Below are 24,952 nucleotides of genomic sequence, written 5' to 3' on the forward strand. Positions count from 1 at the left end.
TCGGGCGAGCCGATGGAATTTTTTATTAGTAGAATTCTGTTAATTTTGCAGCAGGTTTAGATTGTGCCTGAATAATCAGATGGCCATTCTACCTTCAGATATGAACGATTTACAACTGAGAACGGTAAATGTAACCAGGTACGTTACGCCCTTGCGCGAAGGTGGCTCTATGCCGGCCATTGCAGAGGCTGATGATAACTTTTTATATGTACTGAAGTTTAGAGGGGCAGGACAGGGACCCAGGGCTTTAATTGCCGAACTGATTGGCGGAGAAATTGCCCGCCATTTGGGATTACGCGTACCCGAATTGGTTTTTGCCCATTTAGATGAAGCCTTTGGCAGAACGGAGCCTGATGAGGAAATCCAGGATCTGCTTAAAGCCAGTGTAGGCTTAAATCTGGCACTGCACTACCTATCGGGAGCAATAACCTTCGATCCGACAGTAACGACCGTAGATGCCAGACTGGCCTCGCAGATTGTATGGCTTGATTGTTTTTTAACCAATATGGACCGCACCTGCCGAAATACCAATATGTTGTTATGGCATAAAGAACTATGGTTAATTGACCATGGTGCTGCATTGTATTTTCATCATTCGTGGCAAAACTGGAAAGAACAGGCCATTAAACCCTTCCTTTTGGTAAAGGATCACGTTTTGTTGCCGTGGGCATCTGAATTGGAAAGTGTAAATGAAGAGTTTAGTAAATTACTTAATCCTGAAAAGATTGCAACGGTAATTAACCTGATTCCTGATGACTGGCTGGAAGGTGAAACGAATTTTGAGAGCAGTGCCGTGCATCGCGATGCTTATAAGCATTTTCTTACCACCAGATTGGCAAATTCCGCTATATTTTTAAAAGAAGCACAGCATGCAAGGGAAATTCTTATTTGAGTACGCTGTGATCCGCGTAATGCCCAGGGTAGAACGCGAAGAATTTATCAATGTAGGCATTATTCTGTTTTGTGCCAGGCAAAAGTTTTTAAAAAGCGTTTTTGCCCTGGATGAGAAAAGATTAAAAGCCTTTTCTGCTGAATTAGATTTAACTGAGCTTAAAGAAAATTTATGTGCTTTTGAAAGAATAAGTTTGGCCGCAAAAGGATCAGGGCCTATCGGTCAATACGATCAGGCCTCTCGTTTCAGATGGCTTACCGCAACCAGAAGCACGGTAGTACAATGTTCAAAAGTGCACCCAGGTTTTTGTGATGATGCAGAGGAGACGCTATTACGGCTGCATCAGGAGCTGGTTTTATAGCGTTAGCTACTTGGCGCCTGCGACTAAGCGTTTAATTAAGAAATCAGTTTACAATTGATCGTTTTCAGTCATCAGGCAATTTAGCAATCAGCCAATCCATTTACAGTTTGCAATCTTCAGTTATCAATCGATCCATCCGTTAACAGATTTACACAATTATAACCCAGCTAACCTTGCCTAAAGAATATTTCAAAAAACTTCAGGATCTGCTCGATACCGAACGCAGCGAAGATTTACAATCGTACTTAAAACTTACTGAAAATACATCGGCTGCCGATAGGAGAGCTTTAGGCTTAACCTGGTATCCTATTGCCATCAGAAATACGGAAGTGGGCCGCGGCGATTATTTAACAGTGGAGCTGGAAAGGACTACCCATCAGGATTTTTCTCATCAGTTTCGTTTTGGTACTGCTGTGGCACTGTTTTCAAATCACGATGCCAAAGAGGATCGGCTGGAAGGGATTATCAATCATCAGAGTGGCAACAGGATGAAAATCAGCTTCCGTGTAGATGAACTGCCAGAATGGACAAGGGATGGTAAACTTGGCGTGGATTTACTCTTTGATAACAACAGCTATGAAGAGATGCAGCATGCACTTAAACAAGCCGCAAACTTAGCCCAAAATCAATCAGAAAATAAACTCATCCGTATTTTAACAGCGGGAGAAAAGCCATCCTTTCGTGGAGAAGAGAAGTTTATTATTCCCAACACGCTAAACGACTCACAGCAATTAGCGGTGAATAAAATTATTGCGGCAGATCAGCTTGCTGTAGTTCATGGCCCGCCAGGTACCGGAAAAACAACTACGCTGGTACACGCGATAAAATCATTGATAAAACATAGCGGTCAAAAAATTCTTGTAGTAGCACCAAGTAATACTGCTGTTGATTTACTTACGGAGAAGTTAGCTGCCGAAGGACTAAGAGTCATCCGTGTAGGTAACCCGGCAAGAGTTTCTGAAAAATTAATGGTGGCTACACTTGATCATCAAATGGCCGGTCATCCGGAGATGAAAACCATTAAAGCATTAAAAAAACAGGCGAGTGAATACAAAAATATGGCTCACAAATACAAGCGTAGTTTTGGCAAAGCAGAACGCGATCAACGTAAAGCCTTATTTGATGAAGCACATAAAATCGGAAAAGAAGTTGAAAAAACGGAACAGTATATCATGGACAGTCTGTTTACCAAAGCACAGGTTATTACCGCCACTTTAGTAGGCGCTAACCATTATACGGTTCGGAATTTAAGATATCATACCATTGTAATTGACGAGGCAGGCCAGGCTCTGGAACCAGCTTGCTGGATACCGATTTTAAAGGCAGAGAAAGTAATCTTGGCCGGAGATCATTTTCAGCTTTCACCAACTATAAAATCAAACGAAGCCGCCAGAAACGGCTTAAGTAATACTTTGTTAGAAAAAGCGGTATCTCTTCATCCTGAATCAGTTGTGCTGCTAAATGAACAATATAGAATGCACACTGCCATTATGGGTTATTCATCGCAGGTATTCTACAAAAATGCGCTTAAAGCCCATCAGTCTGTTGCAGATCATTTATTATTCGCTGGTGATGAACCAATTCAGTTTATCGATACGGCAGGTTGCAGCTATGACGAAAAATCAGACGGAACCAGCACTACCAATCCGGAGGAAGCTGCTTTTCTGGTCAGGCATTTGGCCCATTTGGTTTCAAATCTGACCGATCTGGGGTTAGCAGAAAGCTTTCCATCAATTGCGATCGTTTCTCCATATAAACAACAGGTTCAGCTTTTAAATACTTTGGTTCAGGAGAATGAATTGCTGACCCCGTATCATCATAAAATTGCAGTCAACACCATTGACAGCTTTCAGGGACAGGAACGGGATGTGGTTTACATCAGCCTGACCAGGAGTAATGATGATGGAAGTATTGGCTTTTTATCGGATACGAGGAGAATGAATGTAGCGATGACCAGGGCCAGGAAAAAGCTGGTTGTGATTGGTGATAGCGCTACATTATCGAAATCTGATTTTTATGCTGAACTGATCCGTTACACGGAACAGTTAAATGCTTACCATAGTGCCTGGGAATTTATGGACTTATAATCTAAACTTTTTCCATCTTCTTTTCTTCTTCGAGCTTGCCTGATATACTTGCACCGGCAATTAAGAGTTCTTGTGTGATGTTTTTGGTGTATTCCGTAATCTCAGATTTAAAATCTTTTACTGATGAACCTGAACGGATTTCTTCCAGTCTTTTTTCCCATTGCCCCGTAAGTTCAGCCTGTGCAATCTGTTTATCTTTTACCACTTCGTAAACAGCCAGGCCTTTATTGGTAGGTACAAGATTTCTTTTTTCCCTGGTGATGTATTCTCTGGTAATTAAAGTTTCTATTATGGATGCCCGTGTTGCCGGTGTACCTAAACCACTATCTTTCATGGCATAACGTAATTCTTCATCTTCAATCTCTTTGCCGCAGGTTTCGAGCGCTTTCAATAATGAAGCTTCGTTATACATGGGTTTAGGCTTGGTTTGTTTCTCCAAAAGGGATTTTTCCGTGATCGGCAATTGTTCGCCAACAGCAACCTTAGGCAATGCTGCGTTGTCTTCATCCTTTTTGTCATCTTCAGGATCGTTAAACACTGCCCGCCAGCCAGCAGAACGGATCACTGTTCCGTTAGCCACAAAAGTAACGCCTGATTGAATGGTTATTTTGGTTAATTCCTTCATACACTCCTGATGGAACGCCTCAATCATACGTCCAACAACCATATCATACACGGCCTGTTTATCCGGACTCAACCCATAAGCCTGCTCGCCAGTGGGCAGAATTGCATGGTGATCGGTCACTTTCTTAGCGTTAACACTGCGTTTATTCAAGGAAACAGTTTGCAGAAATCCCGCTTGTTTGCCAAAATCGGGGTGACCGGTAAACTTTCCAATCAGATCTGGAACGCCGGCAAAAATATCATCACCAATATAGCGCGAACCGGTACGGGGATAAGAAACCAGTTTACTCTCGTAGAGGTTCTGTAAAATGTTAAGGGTCTGATCGGCAGTATATCCTTTTTTCTTATTGGCTTCCTGCTGCAAACTACTTAAGTCATGTAATAGCGGAGGTGGCTCTTTCCTGGGTTTGGCTTCTACAGCGGTAATGTTGCCGCCAGCGGGGAAGCCAGAGGCCACATCTTCAACAAGGGCAAATAACTTTTCAACCTCTTCTTTTTCCTTATAGTTTGCGGTTGATATCGCTTTAAAAACCTGTTCGTCCTTAGTCAGTAAGATACTGATCTGATAATAGGTTTGAGGAACAAAATTTTTAATTTCTAAAAAACGCGCACAGATCATTGCCAGGGTAGGGGTTTGTACCCGCCCTAATGACAAAACAGTTCTGTTGCCGGCAGATATGCTGAGTGCCTGCGTAGCATTCATACCTACCAGCCAGTCAGACTCTGAGCGGCAATGGGCCGAATTAAATAGCGTATCGTAATCGGTTCCGGGTTTTAAATTCCTGAATCCATCTTTTATGGCTTCATCGGTTTGTGAAGAGATCCAGAGACGTTTAAATGGTTTTTTGCATTTCAGATAATAATAAATATACCTGAAAATTAATTCACCCTCACGCCCCGCATCCGTTGCCACAATAATTTCACTTGCCTCATCAAAAAGCTTTTTTATCGTATCTAATTGTTTGCGTACCGCCGGATCTTCTACAAAACCATCTTTTGTTTTGATCTTTCTGACCGCGAGTTTAAACTTTTGCGGAAGCATGGGTAAATGTTGCTTCCGCCAGCCAATAAAACCATAATCCTGAGGGGGAGCCAATTGTAATAAATGCCCGAATGCCCAGGTAAAAGAATATCCTTTACCTTCAATGTATCCATCTTTTCTGGTGGTTGCTCCAAAAACTTTAGCAAGTTCACGACCAACAGAAGGCTTTTCTGCAATTACAATCTTCATGAATGGGCTTATCTTTTCAAACGCAAAGATGATTAAAATATCGGCAATAGCTTTAAAAAATTACTCACACTGCCTTTTAACACAACTTTTGGTAAACAATTATCAGATATGTTTGTCACATCTTTTAGATCGGCCACTTTTATATCGGATTGACTAACAATTTACTAATACCTCCATCTAACCGTTATAATTATTTTGATGAATGGATAAAATTTACGAACTGAAAGGGCATCACATTAAAGTGGTGCTTGAGCCAAAGTTGATCCGTGTGTACAGTAATGCACAACTCTGGGCTTATCTTGAAGGGAATGCGGCTATCAGGCTAAAACGGTTTGAGCTTTTGGTAAACACCATTAAGGCCGATTATCAACATCATTTTGGAAATGCGCTTGCCATATCCAATGCCTCGCTGATTGTAGAAATTTTGGTGCATGTATATTGCGACTATCTGGGCTTGCACTTTAACCGTATGATACCTGTAAAGTGGATTCAGCAGATCGTTAAAAAACTGCTTAAGCGTGCCGAAGTTGTAGACTGTGGCGAGAAAGCGGTAGATACAAACCGTTGGTTTTGGGATTTGCTTGCGGGCGGCCAATTAATTTTAATCAGCATTTTGCCACGAAAACTAAATGCAAAATGTATTAAACATCATTAATCGATTTTTGATGCAAAAATCTGCGACTGGTTTAAAGCTACACTTGCCGCAAGCTTTTCGTTTAAGAAAGAGGAGTAATATAAGTGATCGGAGTTATTGATAAAAAGAACCGTTCGATCTGAAATGGTGTTAATGACATCATCAGCCAGTTTAGCCGGAACAGCAGGACAACCCTGGCTTCTGCCCAGCCTACCCAATTCATCGATACTTCTCTGGCTCACATAACTTGCACCATGCACCACAATTGATCTCTCTCTGGCGTTACTGTTGAAACCTTGATCCATGCCATCTAATTTAAGTGAACGGCCGTGTTTACCATAATATATTTCGCCAGTTAAATAAAAGCCTAAACTGCTTTGGTTAGAGTTGATATTGTTGGAAAAATAGGCAGGTTTATCGCCGCCACTGTTTACACCATGTGCCACCCAGGTATTTAAGATTAATTTTTTACTGGCCAGGTCAATAATGTATAGCCGCTTTTTAGTGCTTTCCTGATCGAAATCGACGATAGTTAAAATAGATTTGGCATGTAATAATCCGGAATATTTCATGTTATAAAACCCGGTTAAGGCTTTCTCAAAAACCTGTTCAGTTAATCCTGTAGAATCCAGATGGATTTCGCGATATATATTGGATATGAATTGGCTGTAAAGACTATCTGCCGCGATATGTTCAATAACATCATGTTGTGTTTGGGGAAGATCTATGGCTTTCCAACTTGTTCCGACAATGCTTATACCCACTAAAAAAATCGTAGCAATGCCCAGGATGTATTTCTTCATTCAGTTTGGTTTAGTTTGCTTTAGTTAGGTTTAAACGTTGGTGATTTATAAATATTGTACCACCCAAATTGTAATGCTAAAAATACATTATGTTTTGTGAAATAATTGCCTGTTGGCTTATTATATAGCTTTTAGGAATGTGAAGAATATTTTGAAGTAGATCTTCGTGATGATGGCAGGCCCTAATATTATCTTTTCTATTAATCTATTACGAAGTGAGTTCAATTGATAATTTAGCTTTAAAATGGCCCCATTTAAGATGTTTCCATTCAGAGTCGTCACCCTGAATTTCTTTCAGGGTCATTCATGTTAGAAGATGCTGAAATAAATCCGATAGCTATCGGATCAGCATGACGAATTCATATAAACTAGGCGCATTTAATGCACTATTTTAACAAATAACTATCGAATTCAGGTTATTTACTTATTTTTGTCGCATAAAGTAAACGCGAATGCCAAACAGCGACAATGATTATTCTTTCTGGACCAAATACAGGAAATTTGCCACCACAGAAATTTTGATGTACCTGATTATGATAATCGGTATTGGTCTTGGAATTATTTTTTTAAGCTAAGGGCTAATTTCAAATAGTCTGCAGCATTGACGTCGTTTATGAATTTCGAAAATTCTGCATATTGCGCTGCCGGGAATGTTCCGTCGTTTAACACAAATTTACGATAATAAGTTAATTTGTTTCCTGCTACACTTGCTTTGCAGCTATACTCGCCAAATGTACTTTTAAAGGTTTTATTTTGCTCAACAATTAATTCAGAAATTACATTATCAGGCAGTGTATAAATGATAGTGTCCACATCAGTATAACCACGGTTAATGTAAACGGGAAGGGTTCTGTTTTTTATTTCAGGAATGGTACGTTTTAAGTTAAAAGCATTGAGTTGTAAAAACATCTTATTCCCGTTCACCGGTGCATAATTTCTGATATCGACGGTGATATCTTCCATCAGTTCAGGATTGATATCTTTTTTCTGAGTGAACAAAACCGTTTCAAAATTGATATGATCAATATTGTAAGTTTCTTTCAATGATTTATGCTGTTCTGCTATCGGTTTACCGATTAAGGGTTCCTGGTTTTCGTATTGTGAGCCGGTATAAACCGTATTTATTCTGCCAGCTATGCTTCCATCTCGCTGTAGCGTTAACTCAGCCTTACGTATCTGCTGGTTTTCGGCAGTGGTGAGTTTTGGCGTATGCAACAGTTTTCCTCCGTCGGCCGTGCAGGCCAGTACCAGTCTATCGTCCGTAAAATCGCTTAAAAAACCAAATGGGATTTTTTGGCTGGTGCATTCCAGCCAGGTGGTATCACCCTTTAAAGGCATACAAAGAATAATATGATTTCCCTGTGCCATACTGGCATATCCTGGGTCCATGCTTTTCTTTTCGGAACCGGCCGATACCACGCAGTAGTAAGATGTTATGTTGACAGCCTGAAGTAAACTTTGCATGTAATTAACTAAAGCTTTGCAATCGCCATAACCCAACCGGTCTACTTCGTTTGCTGCAACAGGCTGAAGTCCACCAATCCCAATCTGAACGCTGATGTACCTGGTTTTGTCCTGTAAATACTGATAAATTTTACGGGCTTTATCTTTGTCGGTTTTTTCGTTTTTTACCAGATCTTTGATCATCTCAACCGTAGAAGGAGGCAAAGTTTTTCGCTCCACCAGCAAGTTGTCATAAATCCACTTGCCCAATTCTTTCCAATTGCTATAACTTCCTCTATGGTTATAATAATAAAACGTTTGTGGAGCAATTTGTACCCTGGTAACATAGGTTTCGCGTGCCGGGCTGTAGGGTTCAGGTTTAACTGCTAACACGTTATTTACTTTCCAGATTGATTTTTTCTGCTTCTCATCTGTTATAATTTCCGGATTTCCGTTATAATTTTGCGTTTTAATCCTTACTTCGTCTGTTGGCTTGCAGATAAAGGTATAAGTGCTTTTTTCCACCGAAACATCATTTGACGGTTTAGGGATCCATTCGGGGATGATCAGGTTTTGCTTACTTCTAATTTCATAATCGTAAACCAGCGTATAAGGATATTCGTTTATCGATGGCAGATAATGTTTAACGCGGCTATCCACAAAAAGTGAAAACCCATCTGCAGCGCTCATGTCAGAAAAATCATTTTGAGAGAATTTACGGGTCAGTTTTCCAACACTATTGTAAATTTCCCCTTTGATGCCCTTAATTGAGATGTTTTTATCGTAGAAAATTACCAAACGGGCTTCATCTTCACCGTTTTGGTTAAAAACGGTAATGGCTTTTTTTACATTCAGTAAAACGTTGTCGGGCGATCGCATGTCGACAATTGTTTCTTCATTACGGATACAGGCATTGGCACGGTTACGCAGGTTCGATGGAATTAAATCAACATCATAGTTATCTTGTGCAAAGCTTGCAACTGATCCTAAAAACAGGCAAAGCATAATCGTTAGGAATCTCATTTAATTAGCCTTTTTTAATAAAAACTCTGTTTTTTGATTCTGAATGATTTTACTGTAAAACTCCTTTAGGTAAAGGTATTCTTCTGGCTGATAAATAGCATTGTTGAGTTGTAAAATCTGGCTCATTGAAATGGTATCGTCTTCCATGGCAGTTTTCAATAAGTACTTTCCTCCGGCATCTGGCAACGCAATGGCCATATCTTTCGGCTTTTCCAGCATATGATATTTTTCTGGTAAAAGTATATTGACGGTGATGCGCTCGTCGGATGCTGCACCTAAATCAACAGGGTAGGTGCGTTCATTTAAGTTGAATGGGTTTTTGGAGATGGTATTTATAAAAAACGGACTAAAATAAAACTCATCCTTGTTTAAACCATCATTTATGGTGAACTCTACCTCATACTTTTCTATCAAAGAATTTTCAACACTATCCAGGTTTAAAATTTGATGATCCAATATTTTTATTCTGGTTAAGCGCTCATCGAGTTTCTCTACATACTCATCAGGAGAATTGTATCGAAGTATTTCTTTACGTTTTCCGTAAGCTGCATAACCCATGCTATAGGTGGTTAAAGTACCGATAACTTTTCCGTCAGTTGTCATTTTTCCAGTCATGATATAACTGGTGGTCGTTCTCTGGCTGGCCACCAGATCGATCCAGTAAGATGGCTTTTTTAAGTTGATTACCCTTCCCTGGTCATTTATGCACCGGAGAGGTAGAAGACCGAATGGCAATAATGGTTCTGTCGCATCTAATAAATAACTTTTATCGGCAATATTTACTTTTGCAATCAAATAGTTAAAATCGCTCATTACCGGATAAAGCTTGTTTACTGTTCCGTTATCGCGGGTTGATAGCATTACGGCTTCAGCATCCAAACCGGCAGCAGAAAGTGCTGCAATTAAGCTCAGGTTAACATCTGCTACATTGCCCGATCTACTGTCCAGTGCTTTCTTGATGTTATCTTCTGAGTACTTTCCGTAGTAATTATTCCACTTGATCTGCTTTTTGATATAATTATAAATGGACTTCGCTTTATCTAAATCTGATGAACTTCCTTTTGTGATTTCCGGGACAAGATCTTTAAAAACATCTTTTCTTTTCATCTGGCTGCCCAGTGTTTTATAAGATGACAGCTCGAAATCAATATCTTTCCAGGTTTTGGTATAGGAAGTTTTACTGCCGTTTAAATTCTGGACATCAGAAAGCTCAAAATAAATAGCCGATTTGAAGTTACTGGGCGCGGTCATATTATCTTCTTCGATAAATGCCGGAATATTCTTCATCGTGTAATTGATTTTGGAACAATCAACAGGTACGCCCGATAGCCTCAAACATTCCTTACTAAGTTCAACTTTTTGATCAGTGAGTTTCTGGAAACCACGTAACGATACATTGTAGTTATAAATGCCGGGAATATAAACCAGATACTCACTTATGACCTTCGGAATATTGCTCTGAAATTCCCATGTTCTGAAATTAAATAAGTTGGGCGATTTTAATTTATAACTGTATTCAATAACCGATCCTTCTTTAAGATTTGGAAGCGTAAATTTGGTTAGTCTGGTATATTTAGACCTATTCTCGACGAAAATGGCTTTTTTATCCATAATTGTTTCGGAATAATCATTACCGATATGATTAAACGTAGATCCCTTTATGTCACTGATCGTTTCCTCGCGAGATTCATCTTTATAGGTTGGAATCACAATATTGGCTTCTTTAAAGCCTTCTTTGTTAAAGATTTTGATTTTTACATGGTGTTCAAAAACCAGTTCTAAGCTGCCCGTAGCATCATCTTGCTGGATGGATGCGGTACCAAATTCTTTTAAAACGATGGCATTGGCATTACTGTCTAATTTCTTTTTGTCGAATTCGTAATCGTCGTAGGTAATCGAACCGAAGTTAAAGTTTTGAGCATGAATGTTTAGCGATAGGAAAAATAGAAATAATAGGGGTAGTATTTTATTCATTTGAGCGTAAGTAAATGCTGCAAGTTAAGCTTAGAAACTAAGATTCTGAAATAATTTGACAATTAAATTTATAAATTAATAAAGCTGTTTACCAAACTAATGAAACCTTTTTAGCACTTTTGAAAAAAAGAATTTGACATTCCGATCCATATCTAATGTCGCCAATCTCACACCTTAAGAAATGAAATTAAATTTAAAACGCCCTTTAGCATTTTTTGATTTAGAAGCTACCGGAGTTAATGTTGGAGCTGACAGAATCGTTGAAATAGCGATTTTAAAAGCCTTGCCTGATGGTTCTGAACTTGTTAAAACCTGGCGTGTGAATCCAGAAATGCCGATTCCCCTGCAAACTTCGCTGATACATGGTATTTATGATGAAGACGTTGCCGACAAACCTACCTTTAAAACACTTGCAGCAGAAATTGCTGACTTTATTGGAGATAGTGACCTGGCCGGATACAATTCAAATAAATTTGATATCCCTATGCTCTTAGAAGAATTTTTAAGGGCGGAAATAGATTTCGACATGAGCAACCGAAAATTTGTTGATGTACAGAATATTTTCCACCAGATGGAACAGCGTACCTTAAAAGCTGCCTATAAATTCTATTGTCAGGAAGATTTGGTTAATGCACACGCTGCTGAAGCCGATGTTATTGCCACTTACAAAGTTTTGTTAGGCCAGTTGGAAATGTATAAAGAAACCGAATTTGAGAATAAGCAAGGCGTAAAATGCATTCCGGTGGTAAATGATGTAGATGCCCTGCATATCTTTACAAACATTAATAAACCGGTAGATTTCGCCGGTCGTTTGGTTTACAATGACAAAGATGAGGTATGTTTTAATTTTGGCAAACACAAAGGTAAAACCACAGCACAGGTATTTTCGGTAGAGCCAAGCTATTATGCCTGGATGAAAAATGGCGATTTCCCCTTGTATACTAAAAAGAAATTAGACGAGGAGTGGGCAAAATTCAATGCAAAGAAAAATGAAAACAGGCCTGTACGACCTCAGCATAACGCACCTGCAAACAAACCTCAGTATCAACAGAAACGGCAGGAAAAGCCAGAAAAGCCCGCTCAACCGATCAATTCAGACATGTTGGAGCAGTTGAAAATGAAGTTTGGCAAGTAAATAGTTGGTTGGTAAATCGGTTATTGTTTAAACTGTTTAATTGACGTTAAATGCGATGCGCATCGCGCTTAGCCCTAAGCTCAAAAGATGAAATCTATAAAAATATTTAGCCTGTTATTTTGTACTGCGATCTATGTTAGTGCACAACCCCCCTTGCCGATAGCACCCGAGTTTCAGAAGGCCTATCAGAAAGAAACCAGAAATGTAAATGGCAAGCCCGGTAAGCATTATTGGCAAAACACCTCTAAATACGATCTGAATATTGATTTTAATCCTGCCAGCAGGTTGTTAAAGGGGAAAGTCCAGGTAACATACACCAATAACAGTCCGGATACGCTGAAAGAAATCTGGTTTAAACTGTATCCCAATTTATATAAAAAGGGAACGCCCAGAAAATCAAAGCTGTCACCTGCTGATCTCGGCGATGGTGTGGCTATAGAGAAAATGCTGGCGAACGGCAAATCAGTTACTGATTTTAAAATAGATGGAACAAATATGACCGTCGATGTTCCGGCGGTGATGCCAGGAAAAACCATTAGCTTTTCTATAGATTATAGTTATACTTTAAATAAAGGATCACATGTACGTACAGGTCAGGTAGATGAAGGTTCATATTTCGTGGCCTACTTTTTTCCCCGTATTGCAGTTTATGATGATATTGATGGCTGGAATAAATTTCCATATACCGGTGCGGAAGAATTTTATAATGATTTTGATCAGTTTAATGCTTCCATCACAGTGCCAGGGAATTATAGCCTTTGGGCAACTGGCGATCTGAAAAATGCTTCAGAAGTTTTTCAGAAAGAGATTGTTTCGAGGATCTTAACTGCAGAAAAAAATGACGCAGTAATTGATGTGATTACCGATAAAGATTTAGCGGATAAAAAAGTGACTAAGCCAAATTCCTTTAATACTTTTAAGTTTGAAGCCAAAAATGTTACTGATTTTGTATTTGCTTTGAGCGATCATTATTTATGGAAGTCAGGCAGTTTGGTAGTCGATCCTAAAACGAAAAGAAGAACCAGGGTAGACGCGGTTTTCAATCCTAAGCACAAGGATTATTATGAGGTGATAGATTTTGCACGTAAAACGGTAGAGGCCATGAGTTATACTTTCCCGAAATGGCCTTTTCCATATAATCATGAAACGATATTTGATGGTTTAGACCAGATGGAATATCCGATGATGGTAAATGATAACCCGGTAGACAACAGGGTGGATGCCATTACTTTGACCGATCACGAGATCTTTCATACCATGTTTCCGTTTTACATGGGAATCAATGAAACCAAGTATGGCTGGATGGATGAAGGCTGGGCTACTATTGGCGAGTGGCTCATATCACCAATGATCGACTCTACCATCGTGGATGAATATGGGGTACAACCCACGGCTTCATCTTCCGGCAGTAAAGACGATACGCCGATTATGACCTTAACAACTGATTTAAAAGGGGCGGGCTCCTTCACCAATTCTTATCCAAAACCTGCTTTAGGTTATTTATTTGTTAAAGATTATCTGGGGGATGAACTGTTTACAAAAGCGTTACACACCTATATCCAAAACTGGAATGGCAAACATCCAATGCCATACGATTTCTTTAACAGCATAAATGCAGGCAGTGGAAAAAATTTAAACTGGTTTTGGAAAGCCTGGTTTTTTGAAGACGGCGTAACCGATATGGCCATCAAAGCAGTAGATAAAACTTTAGGTGGATATACGGTAACTGTTGAAAATAAAAGCGTTAAGCCTTTGCCTATTGATTTGACGCTGATCTTTGAAGATGGTACTACAGAAAAAAAACATCGCACTATTGGGGTATGGGAAAAAGGCGACCGACTGGTAAAGATTGAAGTAAAGACTGAAAAAAACTTATCAAAAGTAGTGATGGGAAATCCGCACACGCCGGATAAGGTTAAAAGTGATAATAGTTTTTCGGTAAAATAGTTTACTATTGAGAAAAACTCAAGTCTTTTATTAATCTGCTTAGTTTAGCCTGATGCTTAATGTGGTCGAGTTTTACAGCGATCGTCATCCTGAACTTCCGCCCGGCCGGGCGGAAGGGGGGGGCAGGATTTGTTTAGTCGATTTTTGGTCCAACTGAAATAAATCCGATAGCTATCGGATCAGCATGACGTACGCATTAATTCGCTAACATCCGGATACACTACTCAGATTTCAAAAAGTCTATATTTCTTTTCAGACCTGTAAACTTCGTTCGCTTGACTGCTGAACCTTTAAAAACCTTTTTGAAAACATCTTCTGTAATTTCCATCAGGTCTTTTGCACTCAAATCCAGCAATCCATGCTCCGGCTTAAAGGCTTCTTCCTGGTGTGCTTTAGCGAAACGGTTCCAGGGACAAACATCCTGACAAATATCGCAGCCGAACATCCAGTTGCTCATTTTATCTTTAAATTCAGTTGGAATTTCATTTTTGAGTTCAATGGTCAGGTAAGAAATACATTTCGTTCCATCCACAACCTGTGGTGCAATAATGGCATCAGTAGGGCAGGCATCTAAACAGCGGGTGCAGCTTCCACAATAATCAGCCTGGTAAGGATGGTCGTAATCCAGTTCAAGATCAACGATTAATTCGGCAAGAAAAAAAAATGAACCATCTGTTTTACTAATGAGGTTTGAATTTTTTCCAATCCAGCCAATACCCGATTTTTTCGCCCAGGCACGGTCTAAAACCGGAGCAGAATCTACAAATGCCCTTCCTGAAACTTCTCCGATATTTTCTGCTATAAAATTGGTGAGTTCTTTTAATTTTTCTTTAATTACCGTGTGGTAATCCTGTCCGTAAGCATACTTGGAAATTTTCGGTGCATTAGGGTCAGCTTGTTTTTCTTCTGTATAATAGTTTAATGATAAGGAAATTACGGATTTAGCACCATCAACCAGTAATCTGGGATCGAGGCGTTTATCGAAATAATTTTCCATGTATTTCATTTCTCCGTGACGGTTCTGATTAAGCCAGTTTTCGAGTCTGGGCGCCTCCTCTTCCAGAAATTCGGCTTTAGCAATACCGCAAGAGATAAAGCCCAAACGGCAGGCTTCTTCTTTAATCAATTGGCTATATTTTGCTTTATTGTTATACACCGGTTTGCAAAGATAAGGCTTAGGATTTAAAACATTTTCATGAATCACTTGTTCTACATGCAGAAACTAAATTAATTAATTATGGTTCATCCTTATGGGCTAAAACCAGAAAAGGAGAGCTTTTAGTAAATCAACTATGGAAAATATAGATCCACAACATACGGAATCAGGAGCAGCTCCTAAACCGATTGAAAAAGATTACGAAAATCATAAAGAAGATCCGGGACCGGCAAAACCAGCGGTTACCGAAAAAGACGAAAACGGAGGTGGGCAAGCTTTAAAATGGGTGCTGCCTATAGCCGTAATCATAGGCCTGATTATATGGTTTGTGATGAGAAAATAATAAGCTTTAGATTAAAAACAAAATGCCGGTAAATCAATCTGACCGGCATTTTTTATGAGAACTATTTTAAGAGTTTAACCTGATAAAGATCCTTTCTACGGTCTTTTAAAATTTTCACGGTACCGTAATGATGAAGTTCATCCAGCAAGTGTAAGTCAACATCTACCACCAGAACCATCTCCGTGTTCGGAGTAGCTTCGGCTTTAATGGCATTGGTAGGGAAAGCAAAATCAGATGGGGTAAAAACGGCTGACTGAGCAAACTGGATATCCATATTATTCACCTTAGGTAAATTGCCCACACAGCCGGCAATGGCTACGTAACATTCGTTTTCTATGGCCCTGGCCTGCGCACAATGGCGAACGCGCGTATAACCATTTTGGGTATCGGTTAGAAATGGTACAAATAAAATCTGCATGCCCTGTTCTGCATAAATGCGGCTCAGTTCCGGAAACTCCACATCATAACAGATCAAAATTCCCACCTTACCGCAATCCGTATCAAACACCTGTACTTTATCTCCGCCAATCATGCCGTAATATTTTTGCTCATTAGGGGTAATGTGAATTTTCCTGTACTCATCTATTTTACCTGTACGGTGACAAAGGTAAGTGGCATTATATAATTTGCCGTCCTCAATAAGTGGCATGCTGCCGGTAATGATATTGGTATTGTAGCTCAACGAATATTCATGCATTTTCTGCACAATCTCTTCCGTTTTTTCAGCAAGCTTACGCATGGCCTCAATTTCTGGCAAGTGGTTGTATGGTTGGAGCAGGGGCGTATTAAATAGTTCAGGGAACATCACAAAATCTGATTTGTAGCCACTCAAAGCATCTACAAAAAATTCTACCTGTTCGTAAAAAGCTTCCATATTCGGGAACAAGCGCATTTCCCATTGCACTAAACCCAAACGTATGGTCATTGCCGAACGTGCCGAGGCATCTATACCCTGATAATAAATATTATTCCACTCAATCAGGGTAGCATATTCTTTTGATTCTTTGTCTCCCGGAAGGTAATTCTTTAATACTTTTCTGACGTGGAAATCATTCGAAATCTGAAAAGTAAGCGTGGGGTCGTAAATTTCTTTCGCTTTTACCTTATCTATATATTGCCTCGGACTTAGCTTCTCTGCATATTGATGGTAACCCGGAATCCTTCCACCAGCGATAATACTTTTGAGATTAAGGCTTTCACAAAGTTCTTTTCTGGCTTCATATAATCTTCTTCCTAAGCGCAAACCTCTGTATTCAGGATGTACGAAAATTTCTATGCCATACAGGGTATCGCCATTTGGATCGTGTGTGGTGAAAGAATAATCACCAGTGATCAGTTTATAGGTATGCCGGTCTCCATACTCATCGTAGTTTACAATAATAGCCAATGAACAGGCTACCACTTTATCATCAACAGCGATACAAAGCTGCCCTTCAGGAAAGATATTTAAAAGTTTTGCGATGCTGGATTTTGGCCAGATAGAACCGCCCATGCTATCATAAGCCTGTAGCATTGATTCTTTAAGGTCGGCGTAATCTTCGAGCGTTAATTTACGTAATACAATATTCATAATGTTTGATTTCTATGTTATGAACACCAAAAGGCCTTAAATGTTCAGATTGATTATACATTTTCAAAGTGGCGTCACCCTGAACTTGTTTCCAGCTATTAATAAATTTAATTATCTTTTGATTACAAATGGTGTAATCTATTGATATGAGAAGCGATCTTCAGATGCTTTTTCGAAGGAATTTCCATTCTGTTTCTCACTACCTAATAGCTATTATATAGATGTTTTATCCAGATGCGTTAAGGTTCACGCCTGCGGCGGAATGAGGTTTAATTTTTATAATACGGTCGTCCTCTCCACAGTGCCCGTACGGACGTTACGCTGCAGGCCAATAGCAGTAACAAACTCACCAGGATAGGGACGTTTGTAGATATTAAAACAATTTCCCGGTTTGTCCAGGAAAATTTTTCTTCAAATGTTTATATGCGGCTTCTGTTACTTCACGTCCACGGGAAGTGCGCATGATATAACCTTCCTGGATTAAAAATGGTTCATAAACCTCCTCAATAGTACCTTCATCTTCTCCAACAGCCGTGGCAATGGTTTTTAAACCTACCGGACCACCTTTGAACTTATCGATAATCGTAACCAGGATCTTATTGTCCATCTCATCCAAACCGTGTTCATCTACGTTCAGTGCATCCAATGCGTAACGGGCTATTTCGGTGTCGATAGTTCCATTCCCTTTTATCTGTGCAAAATCTCTTGTTCTGCGTAAGAGTGCATTGGCTATACGGGGTGTACCACGACTTCGGCGGGCAATTTCATAGGCACCTTCATCGCTGATGGGCGTTTTTAATATTTCTGACGAGCGTAATACAATTGTAGTAAGTAATTTAGCATCATAGTAAGCCAAACGGGCATTAATGCCAAAGCGGGCCCTTAAAGGTGCTGTTAACAACCCGGAACGCGTGGTGGCGCCAACCAATGTAAAGGGATTAAGCGATATCTGTACCGAGCGGGCATTGGGGCCAGTTTCGAGCATAATATCGATTTTAAAATCTTCCATGGCCGAATACAGGTATTCTTCTACCAGAGGAGATAAACGATGGATTTCATCAATAAAAAGAATATCACCTTCATCCAGGCCTGTTAATAAGCCCGCCAGATCACCAGGTTTATCCAACACCGGGCCTGATGTGACTTTAATGCCGGTAGCCATTTCATTGGCAATGATATGAGAAAGCGTGGTTTTACCTAATCCCGGAGGGCCATGCAATAACACATGGTCTAGCGCTTCGCCACGAAGTTTTGCTGCCTGAACGAAAATCTTCAGGTTTTCCATCACTTTCTCCTGTCCGGTAAAATCTTCGAAAGCCTGCGGCCTTAAAACCCTTTCAATATCGCGATCGGTAGGGGTCAGGTGGCTTGCTTCAGGATCCAGATGCTCATTCATACTACAAATATAAAATTAAATGCTAAAAAAATTAGGATTTTTTAAATTTATCTGAAACAGTAAGATCTTTAGATCCTGAAATATATTGATAAAAACCTTCGCCCGATTTAGCACCTTTTTTACCTGCTGCCACCATGTTTACCAGTAATGGGCAGGGCGCATATTTGGGATTGCCAAAACCATCATTTAATACTTTTAGTATGGCCAGGCAAACATCCAGGCCAATAAAATCGGCTAACTGCAGGGGCCCCATGGGGTGTGCCATTCCGAGTTTCATTACGGTGTCGATTTCGTGAACGCCAGCTACTCCTTCATATAAGGTATAAATGGCCTCATTAATCATGGGCATTAGAATGCGGTTGGCCACAAAGCCCGGATAATCGTTTACCTCCACGGGAACTTTTTCCAACTGTTGAGATAGCTGCATAATGGCATTTGTGGTCTCATCACTTGTGGCATAACCCCGTATGACCTCGACTAATTTCATCACCGGCACAGGATTCATAAAATGCATACCGATTACCTGGTCACCTCTACCGGTTACAGCAGCAATCTGCGTAATCGAAATAGAAGAAGTATTTGAGGCAAGAATAGCATGTGCAGGTGCATATTCATCTAAATCCTTAAAAATTTTCAATTTCAAGTCTACATTTTCAGTAGCAGCCTCTACAATTAAATCACAACTTTGAACCCCCTCTTGTATTGAAGTGTAAGTGGTGATACCATTCAGGGTGTTTGCCTTTTGCTCTTCTGTTACGGTTCCTTTGGCAACCTGTCTATCCAGATTTTTGGTAATGGTTTGTATGGCCTTATCCAATGCAGATTGATTGATGTCAATCAGGTTGACCTTATAATTAAATTGTGCAAAGGTATGGGCAATTCCATTTCCCATGGTTCCGGATCCTATAACTGCGATTTGTTTCATCCTTTTAAATTAAAGAGGAAATTTCTAATGAACGATTGTGAAAAAAAAATCCTGTAATGTTAAGCGCTATCGATTCTTCTGAACGAGGTTAAGGTGCCAATCTGGTTCTTGTCCAGCTTCCTTTTACCCGTTCAAAGTTTATCCTGTCGTGCAAACGGCTTCTTCTGCCTTGCCAAAACTCTATTCGGGTTGGTTTTACAATATAACCGCCCCAATGCGCCGGTTTAGTCACACTCTTGCCAGCACTTTTAGCTTTAAGTTCTTCCACTTTTTCTTCCAGAAATGCCCTGTTCGGAATAATCTGGCTCTGCGGAGAAACTACAGCACCAATCTGACTGGCTATCGGCCTGGTATTGAAATAGGCTTCCGAAGTTTCTTTATCCAGTTTTTCTACTGTCCCTTCAATTCTAACCTGTCTTTCCAATTCAGGCCAGAAAAAAACCAAAGCTGCATAAGGGTTGCGTTTTAGTTCTTTCCCTTTGGCACTCAGGTAATTGGTGAAAAACCTGAACCCATCAGCATCAACACCTTTAAGTAAAACAATACGGGCATCGGGCCGGCCAGCTTTATCTGCTGTGGCCAATGTCATTACATTAGGTTCGTATATCTGGGCATCAACAGCATGTTGAAACCACTTTTGAAACTGGACAATCGGATCCGGATCAACGTCAGATTCATCTAGCGAAGCACTTTTGTAATCTTGGCGCAGGTTTTGTAGAAATTCATTTGTAACTTGCATTTAACAAAAATAGACATCTTTTACGGTGTAACAAATGATTATCATCATGCTGAACAATATTAAACCAAAAACCGGCCGTTTGCTCATTTCAGAACCGTTTATGGCCGATCCCAATTTTAAAAGATCAGTTGTGTTGTTAGCAGAACATGGTGAGGATGGAACGGTAGGTTATATTCTTAATCAGGTAGGCAACCTGGTACTGAACGATGTTATCCATGATTTATGGGATGCCAAAAATTATATTTATTTCGGCGGACCTGTTGCTGCCGATACCTTGCATTTTATTCACCGGTGTTATGACAAGTTACAAAGTGGCGAACCCATTGGGGATGGTTTATACTGGGGCGGAAATTTTGAAACACTTAAAATCCTGATCAATACGAATGCAATACAACAGGATGAAGTGAAATTTTTTATGGGTTATTCAGGCTGGGATCAGGGGCAACTTGACCGTGAAATAGAACAGAATGCCTGGATGGTAAGCGATGCTTTTAATCCTGATCTTATTTTTGGCAATGATGATGAAAAACTTTGGCGCGATGTAATTGTGAACTTAGGCCCAAAGTATGCACATATTAGCAATTTTCCGGCTGATCCGAGTTTGAACTAGTTTGGGGTTGGGTGCTTGGAGTCTCGAGTTAATATTGCTCCAAACTCCCAACTTGTGACTTCAAACTACATGCTATCAGCGCTTTCCTCAACTTTTTTTCTCAACTCATCTTTATAAGCCTGCATTTTAGCTGTTAAAGATCCATCAGCAGTGGCTAGAATCTGAGTGGCCAGTAAACCGGCATTTTTAGCAGCGTTTAAGGCTACAGTGGCTACCGGAATACCATTAGGCATTTGTAAAATGGATAAAATGCTATCCCAACCATCGATAGAATTCGATGACTTAACCGGAACACCGATTACGGGCAGGGTAGTGATAGAAGCAACCATCCCTGGCAGGTGGGCAGCACCGCCCGCACCTGCGATAATAACCTTTAAGCCACGGCCCTGGGCTTCTTTAGCATAATTAAACATACGTTCTGGTGTTCTGTGTGCAGAAACAACCGTAATTTCGTAGTTGATTCCAAATTCTTTTAATACATCAGCAGCGTCTTGCATCACAGGTAGGTCTGATTTGCTACCCATAATAATTCCCACCAATGCTGAATTTGAATTTCCTTGACTCATATCTATTTTATTTCTTCTTTTTTAAATATTATTTACCCTTGTAATTGGCTTACCTTCGGGGAGTTTATGCAATTACTTTTAATGTTTTTTGTACAAACCGTGCTTTCTCAATCGCTTTTTCCCTGTCGATATCAACAACGGTTACATGGCCCATTTTACGGAAAGGTTTAGTATATTTTTTGCCATACAGGTGAACATAAATACCATCAATGGCGAGTACCTTTTCCAGATTTTCATATTGGGCAACACCTTCAAAGCCTTTTTCTCCCAGAAGATTGATCATAATGGCATTGGTAATGCTGCTTGTATCGCCTAGTGGCAAGTTATAAATAGCACGTAGATGTTGTTCGAACTGAGAAACATAATTACCCTCAATGGTATGGTGACCACTATTGTGCGGGCGGGGAGCAACCTCGTTTACCAGCAATTCTCCATCTTTACATACAAACATCTCTACCGCTAAAATTCCGGTGATATTCATAGCGGAAGCGATATTCTTGGCGATGTTTTCTGCCTTATGTTGCAAACTTTCGGCAAAAGTTGATGGTGAAATCAAAAACTCAACTAAATTGGCTTCCGGGTTAAATTCCATTTCTACCATTGGGAAAGTTTTTACATCGCCATTGGCGTTTCGTGCTACAATTACGGCCACTTCTTTTTCAAAATCGACCAGTTTTTCAACAATACAAGGTGCATCGAACGCCTTGTCCAGATCGGCAGCGCTATTGATTTTCATTACGCCTTTGCCGTCATAACCATCTTTACGCAGCTTTAAAATATATGGAAATGGGATATTACAGTTTTCCATATCTTCCTTGGTATTAACAATCTGAAAAGGAGAGGTGGGAATATCGTTCTCTTTGAAAAACTGTTTCTGTACGCCTTTATCCTGGATTAAACGGATTACCCTTGATTGAGGAAATACTTTTTTCCCTTCTTTCTCGAGCTGCTCAAGCGCATCAATATTTACCTTTTCAATTTCAATGGTAATGATATCAGCTTTCTTGCCAAAATTGTAAACGGTGTCGAAATCGGTAATGGAGCCATTTTCGAAGTAATTGGAAATGTGTTTACAGGGAGCATCAGGATCCGGATCTAAAACCAACGTCGTTACGTTGTAATTAATAGCTTGCTGAATGAGCATCCTGCCCAGTTGTCCGCCACCTAAAATACCTAATTTTAATTCGCTAATCTGTTTTGCCATGCGCTTGAAAATAATGCTACTTTTGTGCAAAAGTAACCATAATAAATTTTATTGATGAATGCTGATGCAATAATTATTGGGGCAGGTGCCTGTGGATTAATGTGTGCGGTGCAGGCAGGCTATCTGGGCAAGAAAGTTATTGTGCTGGAGAAAAACGAAAAGCCTGGCGCCAAAATTTTAATATCAGGAGGTGGACGCTGTAATTATACCAACCAATATGCATCGGCAGAGCAGTTTATATCTGCCAATCCGCATTTCGTAAAATCAGCTTTTAACCAATGGACGGTTGAAGACACTATTAGTTTTTTTGAAACCTACGGTATCACTGGCAAAGAAAAAACTTTAGGGCAATTATTTCCTGATTATAAAAATGCCAAAGATGTGGTACAGGTTTTTACGTCCATTTGTGAAGATTTTGGTCAGGAAATCAGGTGTAACGCTAACGCCAAAGACATTGAGCTATTGCCTGACGGTTTCAAAATAAGTTATGAGAAAAATGGAAAAACACATACTTTAATGGCCGGAAGTTTAGTGATTGCCACAGGTGGATTGCCTATCCCCAAGATGGGCGCTACTGACTTTGCGCTGCGTTTTGCCAGGAAACACGGGCTGAAGATCATTGAAACTGCACCCGCGCTGGTTCCGTTAACCATTACCGGAAAAGAAGAAGAATGGTTTGCACAGCTCTCTGGCAATACTGTTTTTTGCGAAGTGAGTAACGACGAAGTTTCGTTTGAAGAAAATATTCTTTTTACGCATTGGGGGTTAAGTGGCCCGGCTATTTTGCAGATTTCTTCTTTTTGGAGAAGGGGGGAGACGATTAATTTAAATTTGCTACCACACCAAAATATGGTTTCCTTATTGGATGAAGAAAGAAAAACAAATGGTAAAACTTTATTGTCAACACTGCTGAACCGGATATATACCAAAAAATTGACCGAAGCATTAGGCAGATTTTTACCTTTAAATAAACCGGTTGCCTCGTTAACAAATTCGGAAATTGATTTAATCGAACAGACCATTCATCATTTTAAAGTTAAACCTGCGGGCGATAAAGGTTATGATAAAGCAGAAGTAATGCGTGGAGGGATCGATACCAACGAAATTTCTTCTAAAACCTTAGAATGTAAAAAAATTCCCAACCTGTTTTTCGGTGGCGAGTGTATGGATGTAACCGGTTGGCTGGGCGGTTATAATTTTCAATGGGCCTGGGCCAGTGGCTTTGTAATTGCGCAGCATATTTAAGGGTTATTAAACCTATCAGTTTTTAAAACCTGATAGGTTTGCAAGAATGCTCCATATTTTTTCGGAAATGAACGTCGTGATACTTCGGTTACTGCATCCCTGCTATCCCTTCAAGTCAACGCTGCACTACGGGTTTCCGTTCCATCAGGTTTATTTAATAAAAACGGTAGCTTTCGGGTAAAATGCAAAAGTTAAGAGTTTAACGCTAAAAGAACTTGTCCCGCAGGTTTTGTCATTGCTAAAATCAAATCTTAAAGCTGGCGCTAACGTTATTACTTACAAATAAACATTCGGCATAATTTCCCAGGCCCAGGGTTTTTTAAATGTCTTGAAAGTCCTTAACTGTGAAAAATATAAAACTTCGCTGGTTTTCCGGTTGGCAATATCTCTTCTGTGCAGGTTGCCAACAGTCGTAAATAATTCCCTGGTTTTAAAATCATAAACGCGTTCAGTCATATCTCCGGTATTCTGGTTAAAGTAAAGGTTGATGGCACTGGTTAAAAACCAGTCTTTGTTTTCAAATTTAAAGGTGTAGCCCAATTCCCAGCGCCATTCAGAACCACCCTGAAAACGAAGATAAAGCTGTTGATCTTTAATGACAATCTGCTGTAGCGGATCTCCTAATTTACCGCCCTCTTCTGAACGTAAAATAAAATCATTATTCTGTGTAGATAGATGATATGCACCTGTTGACCGATCTTTGAAAAAAATAGCCAGAATCCTTGGTTTCTGTGTTTCCTTAATAATCGCACTATTGTTATCGCCATATACCCGGGTTTCGTTTATTGTTTTATGGTATTCAAAAATTACCGCTAAATCAGCTGAACCATCCTTATTTAAATCGCCATCAGCCTGATCTATGGCCGTCCAGTTGGCAGGGGTAAACTGTTCAACAGAAGTTCCCTGTGTTTTAATTTTGGGAAAAATAAATGTTTTTTGTGCAAAGCCGAGTTGCACGCAGAGCATCAGGAAGTAAAAGCAAAAGATCTTCATTCAGGTAGCAAAAAGGTGTTATCGTAGGTATAAAACGTGTTAATCGGGCTT

21 protein-coding genes are annotated in these 24,952 nt (G+C 39.9%); 9 read left to right on the plus strand and 12 right to left on the minus strand.

What is annotated here, in order from left to right:
• Nucleotides 1–100 precede the first annotated feature (100 nt).
• The 3 genes from ACK1I8_RS07040 to ACK1I8_RS07050 all read left to right on the plus strand — a co-directional run bounded on the left by ACK1I8_RS07040 (nt 101) and on the right by ACK1I8_RS07050 (nt 3,340).
• Nucleotides 101–892: a HipA family kinase gene (locus ACK1I8_RS07040; protein WP_412468626.1), complete on the plus strand. Its 792-nt coding sequence runs from the start codon at nt 101–103 to the stop codon at nt 890–892.
• Nucleotides 870–1,253 (plus strand): DUF3037 domain-containing protein, encoded by a 384-nt coding sequence (locus ACK1I8_RS07045; protein ID WP_412468627.1) that lies wholly within the window; start codon nt 870–872, stop codon nt 1,251–1,253. Before ACK1I8_RS07040 ends, ACK1I8_RS07045 begins: the two co-directional genes overlap by 23 nt.
• Nucleotides 1,254–1,426: 173 nt before the next feature.
• Complete coding sequence (locus ACK1I8_RS07050; RefSeq protein ID WP_412468628.1) at nt 1,427–3,340, plus strand: AAA domain-containing protein; 1,914 nt, start codon at nt 1,427–1,429, stop codon at nt 3,338–3,340.
• A gap of 1 nt (nt 3,341) precedes the next feature.
• Here ACK1I8_RS07050 and ACK1I8_RS07055 read toward each other — a convergent pair whose 3' ends face one another.
• A complete protein-coding gene (locus tag ACK1I8_RS07055; protein WP_412468629.1) occupies nt 3,342–5,195 on the minus strand; it encodes a DNA topoisomerase 3 in 1,854 nt (617 codons plus the stop codon).
• 202 nt (nt 5,196–5,397) lie between these two features.
• On the opposite strand from ACK1I8_RS07055, the gene ACK1I8_RS07060 reads away from it, so the two are divergent.
• Entirely contained in the window at nt 5,398–5,850 is a 453-nt protein-coding gene (locus ACK1I8_RS07060; RefSeq protein WP_412468630.1) for a hypothetical protein, read from the plus strand.
• On the opposite strand, the gene ACK1I8_RS07065 is transcribed toward ACK1I8_RS07060, so the two are convergent.
• From ACK1I8_RS07065 to ACK1I8_RS07075, 3 genes are all read right to left on the minus strand, one after another.
• Nucleotides 5,847–6,632 carry a murein L,D-transpeptidase catalytic domain family protein gene (locus ACK1I8_RS07065; RefSeq protein ID WP_412468631.1) on the minus strand — a complete coding sequence of 262 codons (786 nt, stop codon included), beginning with the start codon at nt 6,630–6,632 and terminating at the stop codon, nt 5,847–5,849. The genes ACK1I8_RS07060 and ACK1I8_RS07065 overlap by 4 nt on opposite strands.
• Before the next feature lie 558 nt (nt 6,633–7,190).
• Nucleotides 7,191–9,098, minus strand: a complete 1,908-nt coding sequence (locus ACK1I8_RS07070; RefSeq protein WP_412468632.1) for a DUF3857 domain-containing protein — start codon at nt 9,096–9,098, stop codon at nt 7,191–7,193.
• On the minus strand, nt 9,099–11,072 hold the full coding sequence (locus tag ACK1I8_RS07075) for a transglutaminase domain-containing protein (protein WP_412468633.1): 1,974 nt from the start codon (nt 11,070–11,072) through the stop codon (nt 9,099–9,101). It abuts the gene before it with no gap.
• Between the two features lie 181 nt (nt 11,073–11,253).
• Between ACK1I8_RS07075 and ACK1I8_RS07080 the strand changes: the two genes are divergently transcribed.
• The gene (locus ACK1I8_RS07080; protein ID WP_412468634.1) at nt 11,254–12,207 is read left to right on the plus strand and encodes an exonuclease domain-containing protein; all 954 of its coding nucleotides are present in this window, start codon (nt 11,254–11,256) and stop codon (nt 12,205–12,207) included.
• Nucleotides 12,208–12,294: 87 nt separating this feature from the next.
• Complete coding sequence (locus tag ACK1I8_RS07085) at nt 12,295–14,154, plus strand: M1 family metallopeptidase (RefSeq protein ID WP_412468635.1); 1,860 nt, start codon at nt 12,295–12,297, stop codon at nt 14,152–14,154.
• A 220-nt stretch (nt 14,155–14,374) separates the two neighbouring features.
• On the opposite strand, the gene queG is transcribed toward ACK1I8_RS07085, so the two are convergent.
• Nucleotides 14,375–15,310, minus strand: a complete 936-nt coding sequence (queG, locus tag ACK1I8_RS07090; protein ID WP_412468636.1) for a tRNA epoxyqueuosine(34) reductase QueG — start codon at nt 15,308–15,310, stop codon at nt 14,375–14,377.
• 136 nt (nt 15,311–15,446) lie between these two features.
• On the opposite strand from queG, the gene ACK1I8_RS07095 reads away from it, so the two are divergent.
• On the plus strand, nt 15,447–15,653 hold the full coding sequence (locus tag ACK1I8_RS07095) for a hypothetical protein (RefSeq protein WP_412468637.1): 207 nt from the start codon (nt 15,447–15,449) through the stop codon (nt 15,651–15,653).
• Between the two features lie 61 nt (nt 15,654–15,714).
• Here the strand turns inward: ACK1I8_RS07095 and ACK1I8_RS07100 are convergent, their stop codons facing one another.
• From ACK1I8_RS07100 to pdxH, 4 genes are all read right to left on the minus strand, one after another.
• Nucleotides 15,715–17,223, minus strand: a complete 1,509-nt coding sequence (locus ACK1I8_RS07100; protein WP_412468638.1) for a GNAT family N-acetyltransferase — start codon at nt 17,221–17,223, stop codon at nt 15,715–15,717.
• A 373-nt stretch (nt 17,224–17,596) separates the two neighbouring features.
• The gene (gene ruvB / locus ACK1I8_RS07105) at nt 17,597–18,619 is read right to left on the minus strand and encodes a Holliday junction branch migration DNA helicase RuvB (RefSeq protein ID WP_090979571.1); all 1,023 of its coding nucleotides are present in this window, start codon (nt 18,617–18,619) and stop codon (nt 17,597–17,599) included.
• A 31-nt stretch (nt 18,620–18,650) separates the two neighbouring features.
• On the minus strand, nt 18,651–19,544 hold the full coding sequence (locus ACK1I8_RS07110; protein ID WP_412468639.1) for a 3-hydroxybutyryl-CoA dehydrogenase: 894 nt from the start codon (nt 19,542–19,544) through the stop codon (nt 18,651–18,653).
• A gap of 88 nt (nt 19,545–19,632) precedes the next feature.
• Nucleotides 19,633–20,283: a pyridoxamine 5'-phosphate oxidase gene (pdxH, locus tag ACK1I8_RS07115; RefSeq protein ID WP_412468640.1), complete on the minus strand. Its 651-nt coding sequence runs from the start codon at nt 20,281–20,283 to the stop codon at nt 19,633–19,635.
• A 34-nt stretch (nt 20,284–20,317) separates the two neighbouring features.
• On the opposite strand from pdxH, the gene ACK1I8_RS07120 reads away from it, so the two are divergent.
• A complete protein-coding gene (locus ACK1I8_RS07120; RefSeq protein ID WP_412468641.1) occupies nt 20,318–20,893 on the plus strand; it encodes a YqgE/AlgH family protein in 576 nt (191 codons plus the stop codon).
• Between the two features lie 65 nt (nt 20,894–20,958).
• On the opposite strand, the gene purE is transcribed toward ACK1I8_RS07120, so the two are convergent.
• A complete protein-coding gene (gene purE, locus ACK1I8_RS07125) occupies nt 20,959–21,459 on the minus strand; it encodes a 5-(carboxyamino)imidazole ribonucleotide mutase (protein ID WP_412468642.1) in 501 nt (166 codons plus the stop codon).
• Nucleotides 21,460–21,523: 64 nt separating this feature from the next.
• Nucleotides 21,524–22,663 carry a 5-(carboxyamino)imidazole ribonucleotide synthase gene (locus tag ACK1I8_RS07130; RefSeq protein ID WP_412468643.1) on the minus strand — a complete coding sequence of 380 codons (1,140 nt, stop codon included), beginning with the start codon at nt 22,661–22,663 and terminating at the stop codon, nt 21,524–21,526.
• A 54-nt stretch (nt 22,664–22,717) separates the two neighbouring features.
• On the opposite strand from ACK1I8_RS07130, the gene ACK1I8_RS07135 reads away from it, so the two are divergent.
• Nucleotides 22,718–23,908 (plus strand): NAD(P)/FAD-dependent oxidoreductase, encoded by a 1,191-nt coding sequence (locus ACK1I8_RS07135; RefSeq protein ID WP_412468644.1) that lies wholly within the window; start codon nt 22,718–22,720, stop codon nt 23,906–23,908.
• Between the two features lie 276 nt (nt 23,909–24,184).
• On the opposite strand, the gene ACK1I8_RS07140 is transcribed toward ACK1I8_RS07135, so the two are convergent.
• Nucleotides 24,185–24,901, minus strand: a complete 717-nt coding sequence (locus ACK1I8_RS07140; RefSeq protein ID WP_412468645.1) for a hypothetical protein — start codon at nt 24,899–24,901, stop codon at nt 24,185–24,187.
• Nucleotides 24,902–24,952 lie beyond the last annotated feature (51 nt).

The organism is Pedobacter sp. KLB.chiD (assembly GCF_047040275.1).
Taxonomy (GTDB): Bacteria; Bacteroidota; Bacteroidia; order Sphingobacteriales; family Sphingobacteriaceae; genus Pedobacter.

Bases quoted from the DNA above. Each gene is read 5' to 3' on its own strand.
- ACK1I8_RS07120 (WP_412468641.1), top strand. From the start codon at position 20,318: ATGATTATCATCATGCTGAACAATATTAAACCAAAAACCGGCCGTTTG.
- ACK1I8_RS07140 (WP_412468645.1), bottom strand. From the start codon at position 24,901: ATGAAGATCTTTTGCTTTTACTTCCTGATGCTCTGCGTGCAACTCGGC.
- ACK1I8_RS07135 (WP_412468644.1), top strand. From the start codon at position 22,718: ATGAATGCTGATGCAATAATTATTGGGGCAGGTGCCTGTGGATTAATG.
- ACK1I8_RS07045 (WP_412468627.1), top strand. From the start codon at position 870: ATGCAAGGGAAATTCTTATTTGAGTACGCTGTGATCCGCGTAATGCCC.
- purE (WP_412468642.1), bottom strand. From the start codon at position 21,459: ATGAGTCAAGGAAATTCAAATTCAGCATTGGTGGGAATTATTATGGGT.
- ACK1I8_RS07095 (WP_412468637.1), top strand. From the start codon at position 15,447: ATGGAAAATATAGATCCACAACATACGGAATCAGGAGCAGCTCCTAAA.
- pdxH (WP_412468640.1), bottom strand. From the start codon at position 20,283: ATGCAAGTTACAAATGAATTTCTACAAAACCTGCGCCAAGATTACAAA.
- ACK1I8_RS07080 (WP_412468634.1), top strand. From the start codon at position 11,254: ATGAAATTAAATTTAAAACGCCCTTTAGCATTTTTTGATTTAGAAGCT.
- ACK1I8_RS07100 (WP_412468638.1), bottom strand. From the start codon at position 17,223: ATGAATATTGTATTACGTAAATTAACGCTCGAAGATTACGCCGACCTT.
- ACK1I8_RS07040 (WP_412468626.1), top strand. From the start codon at position 101: ATGAACGATTTACAACTGAGAACGGTAAATGTAACCAGGTACGTTACG.
- ACK1I8_RS07060 (WP_412468630.1), top strand. From the start codon at position 5,398: ATGGATAAAATTTACGAACTGAAAGGGCATCACATTAAAGTGGTGCTT.
- ACK1I8_RS07110 (WP_412468639.1), bottom strand. From the start codon at position 19,544: ATGAAACAAATCGCAGTTATAGGATCCGGAACCATGGGAAATGGAATT.
- ACK1I8_RS07065 (WP_412468631.1), bottom strand. From the start codon at position 6,632: ATGAAGAAATACATCCTGGGCATTGCTACGATTTTTTTAGTGGGTATA.
- ruvB (WP_090979571.1), bottom strand. From the start codon at position 18,619: ATGAATGAGCATCTGGATCCTGAAGCAAGCCACCTGACCCCTACCGAT.
- ACK1I8_RS07085 (WP_412468635.1), top strand. From the start codon at position 12,295: ATGAAATCTATAAAAATATTTAGCCTGTTATTTTGTACTGCGATCTAT.
- ACK1I8_RS07055 (WP_412468629.1), bottom strand. From the start codon at position 5,195: ATGAAGATTGTAATTGCAGAAAAGCCTTCTGTTGGTCGTGAACTTGCT.
- ACK1I8_RS07075 (WP_412468633.1), bottom strand. From the start codon at position 11,072: ATGAATAAAATACTACCCCTATTATTTCTATTTTTCCTATCGCTAAAC.
- ACK1I8_RS07130 (WP_412468643.1), bottom strand. From the start codon at position 22,663: ATGGCAAAACAGATTAGCGAATTAAAATTAGGTATTTTAGGTGGCGGA.
- ACK1I8_RS07070 (WP_412468632.1), bottom strand. From the start codon at position 9,098: ATGAGATTCCTAACGATTATGCTTTGCCTGTTTTTAGGATCAGTTGCA.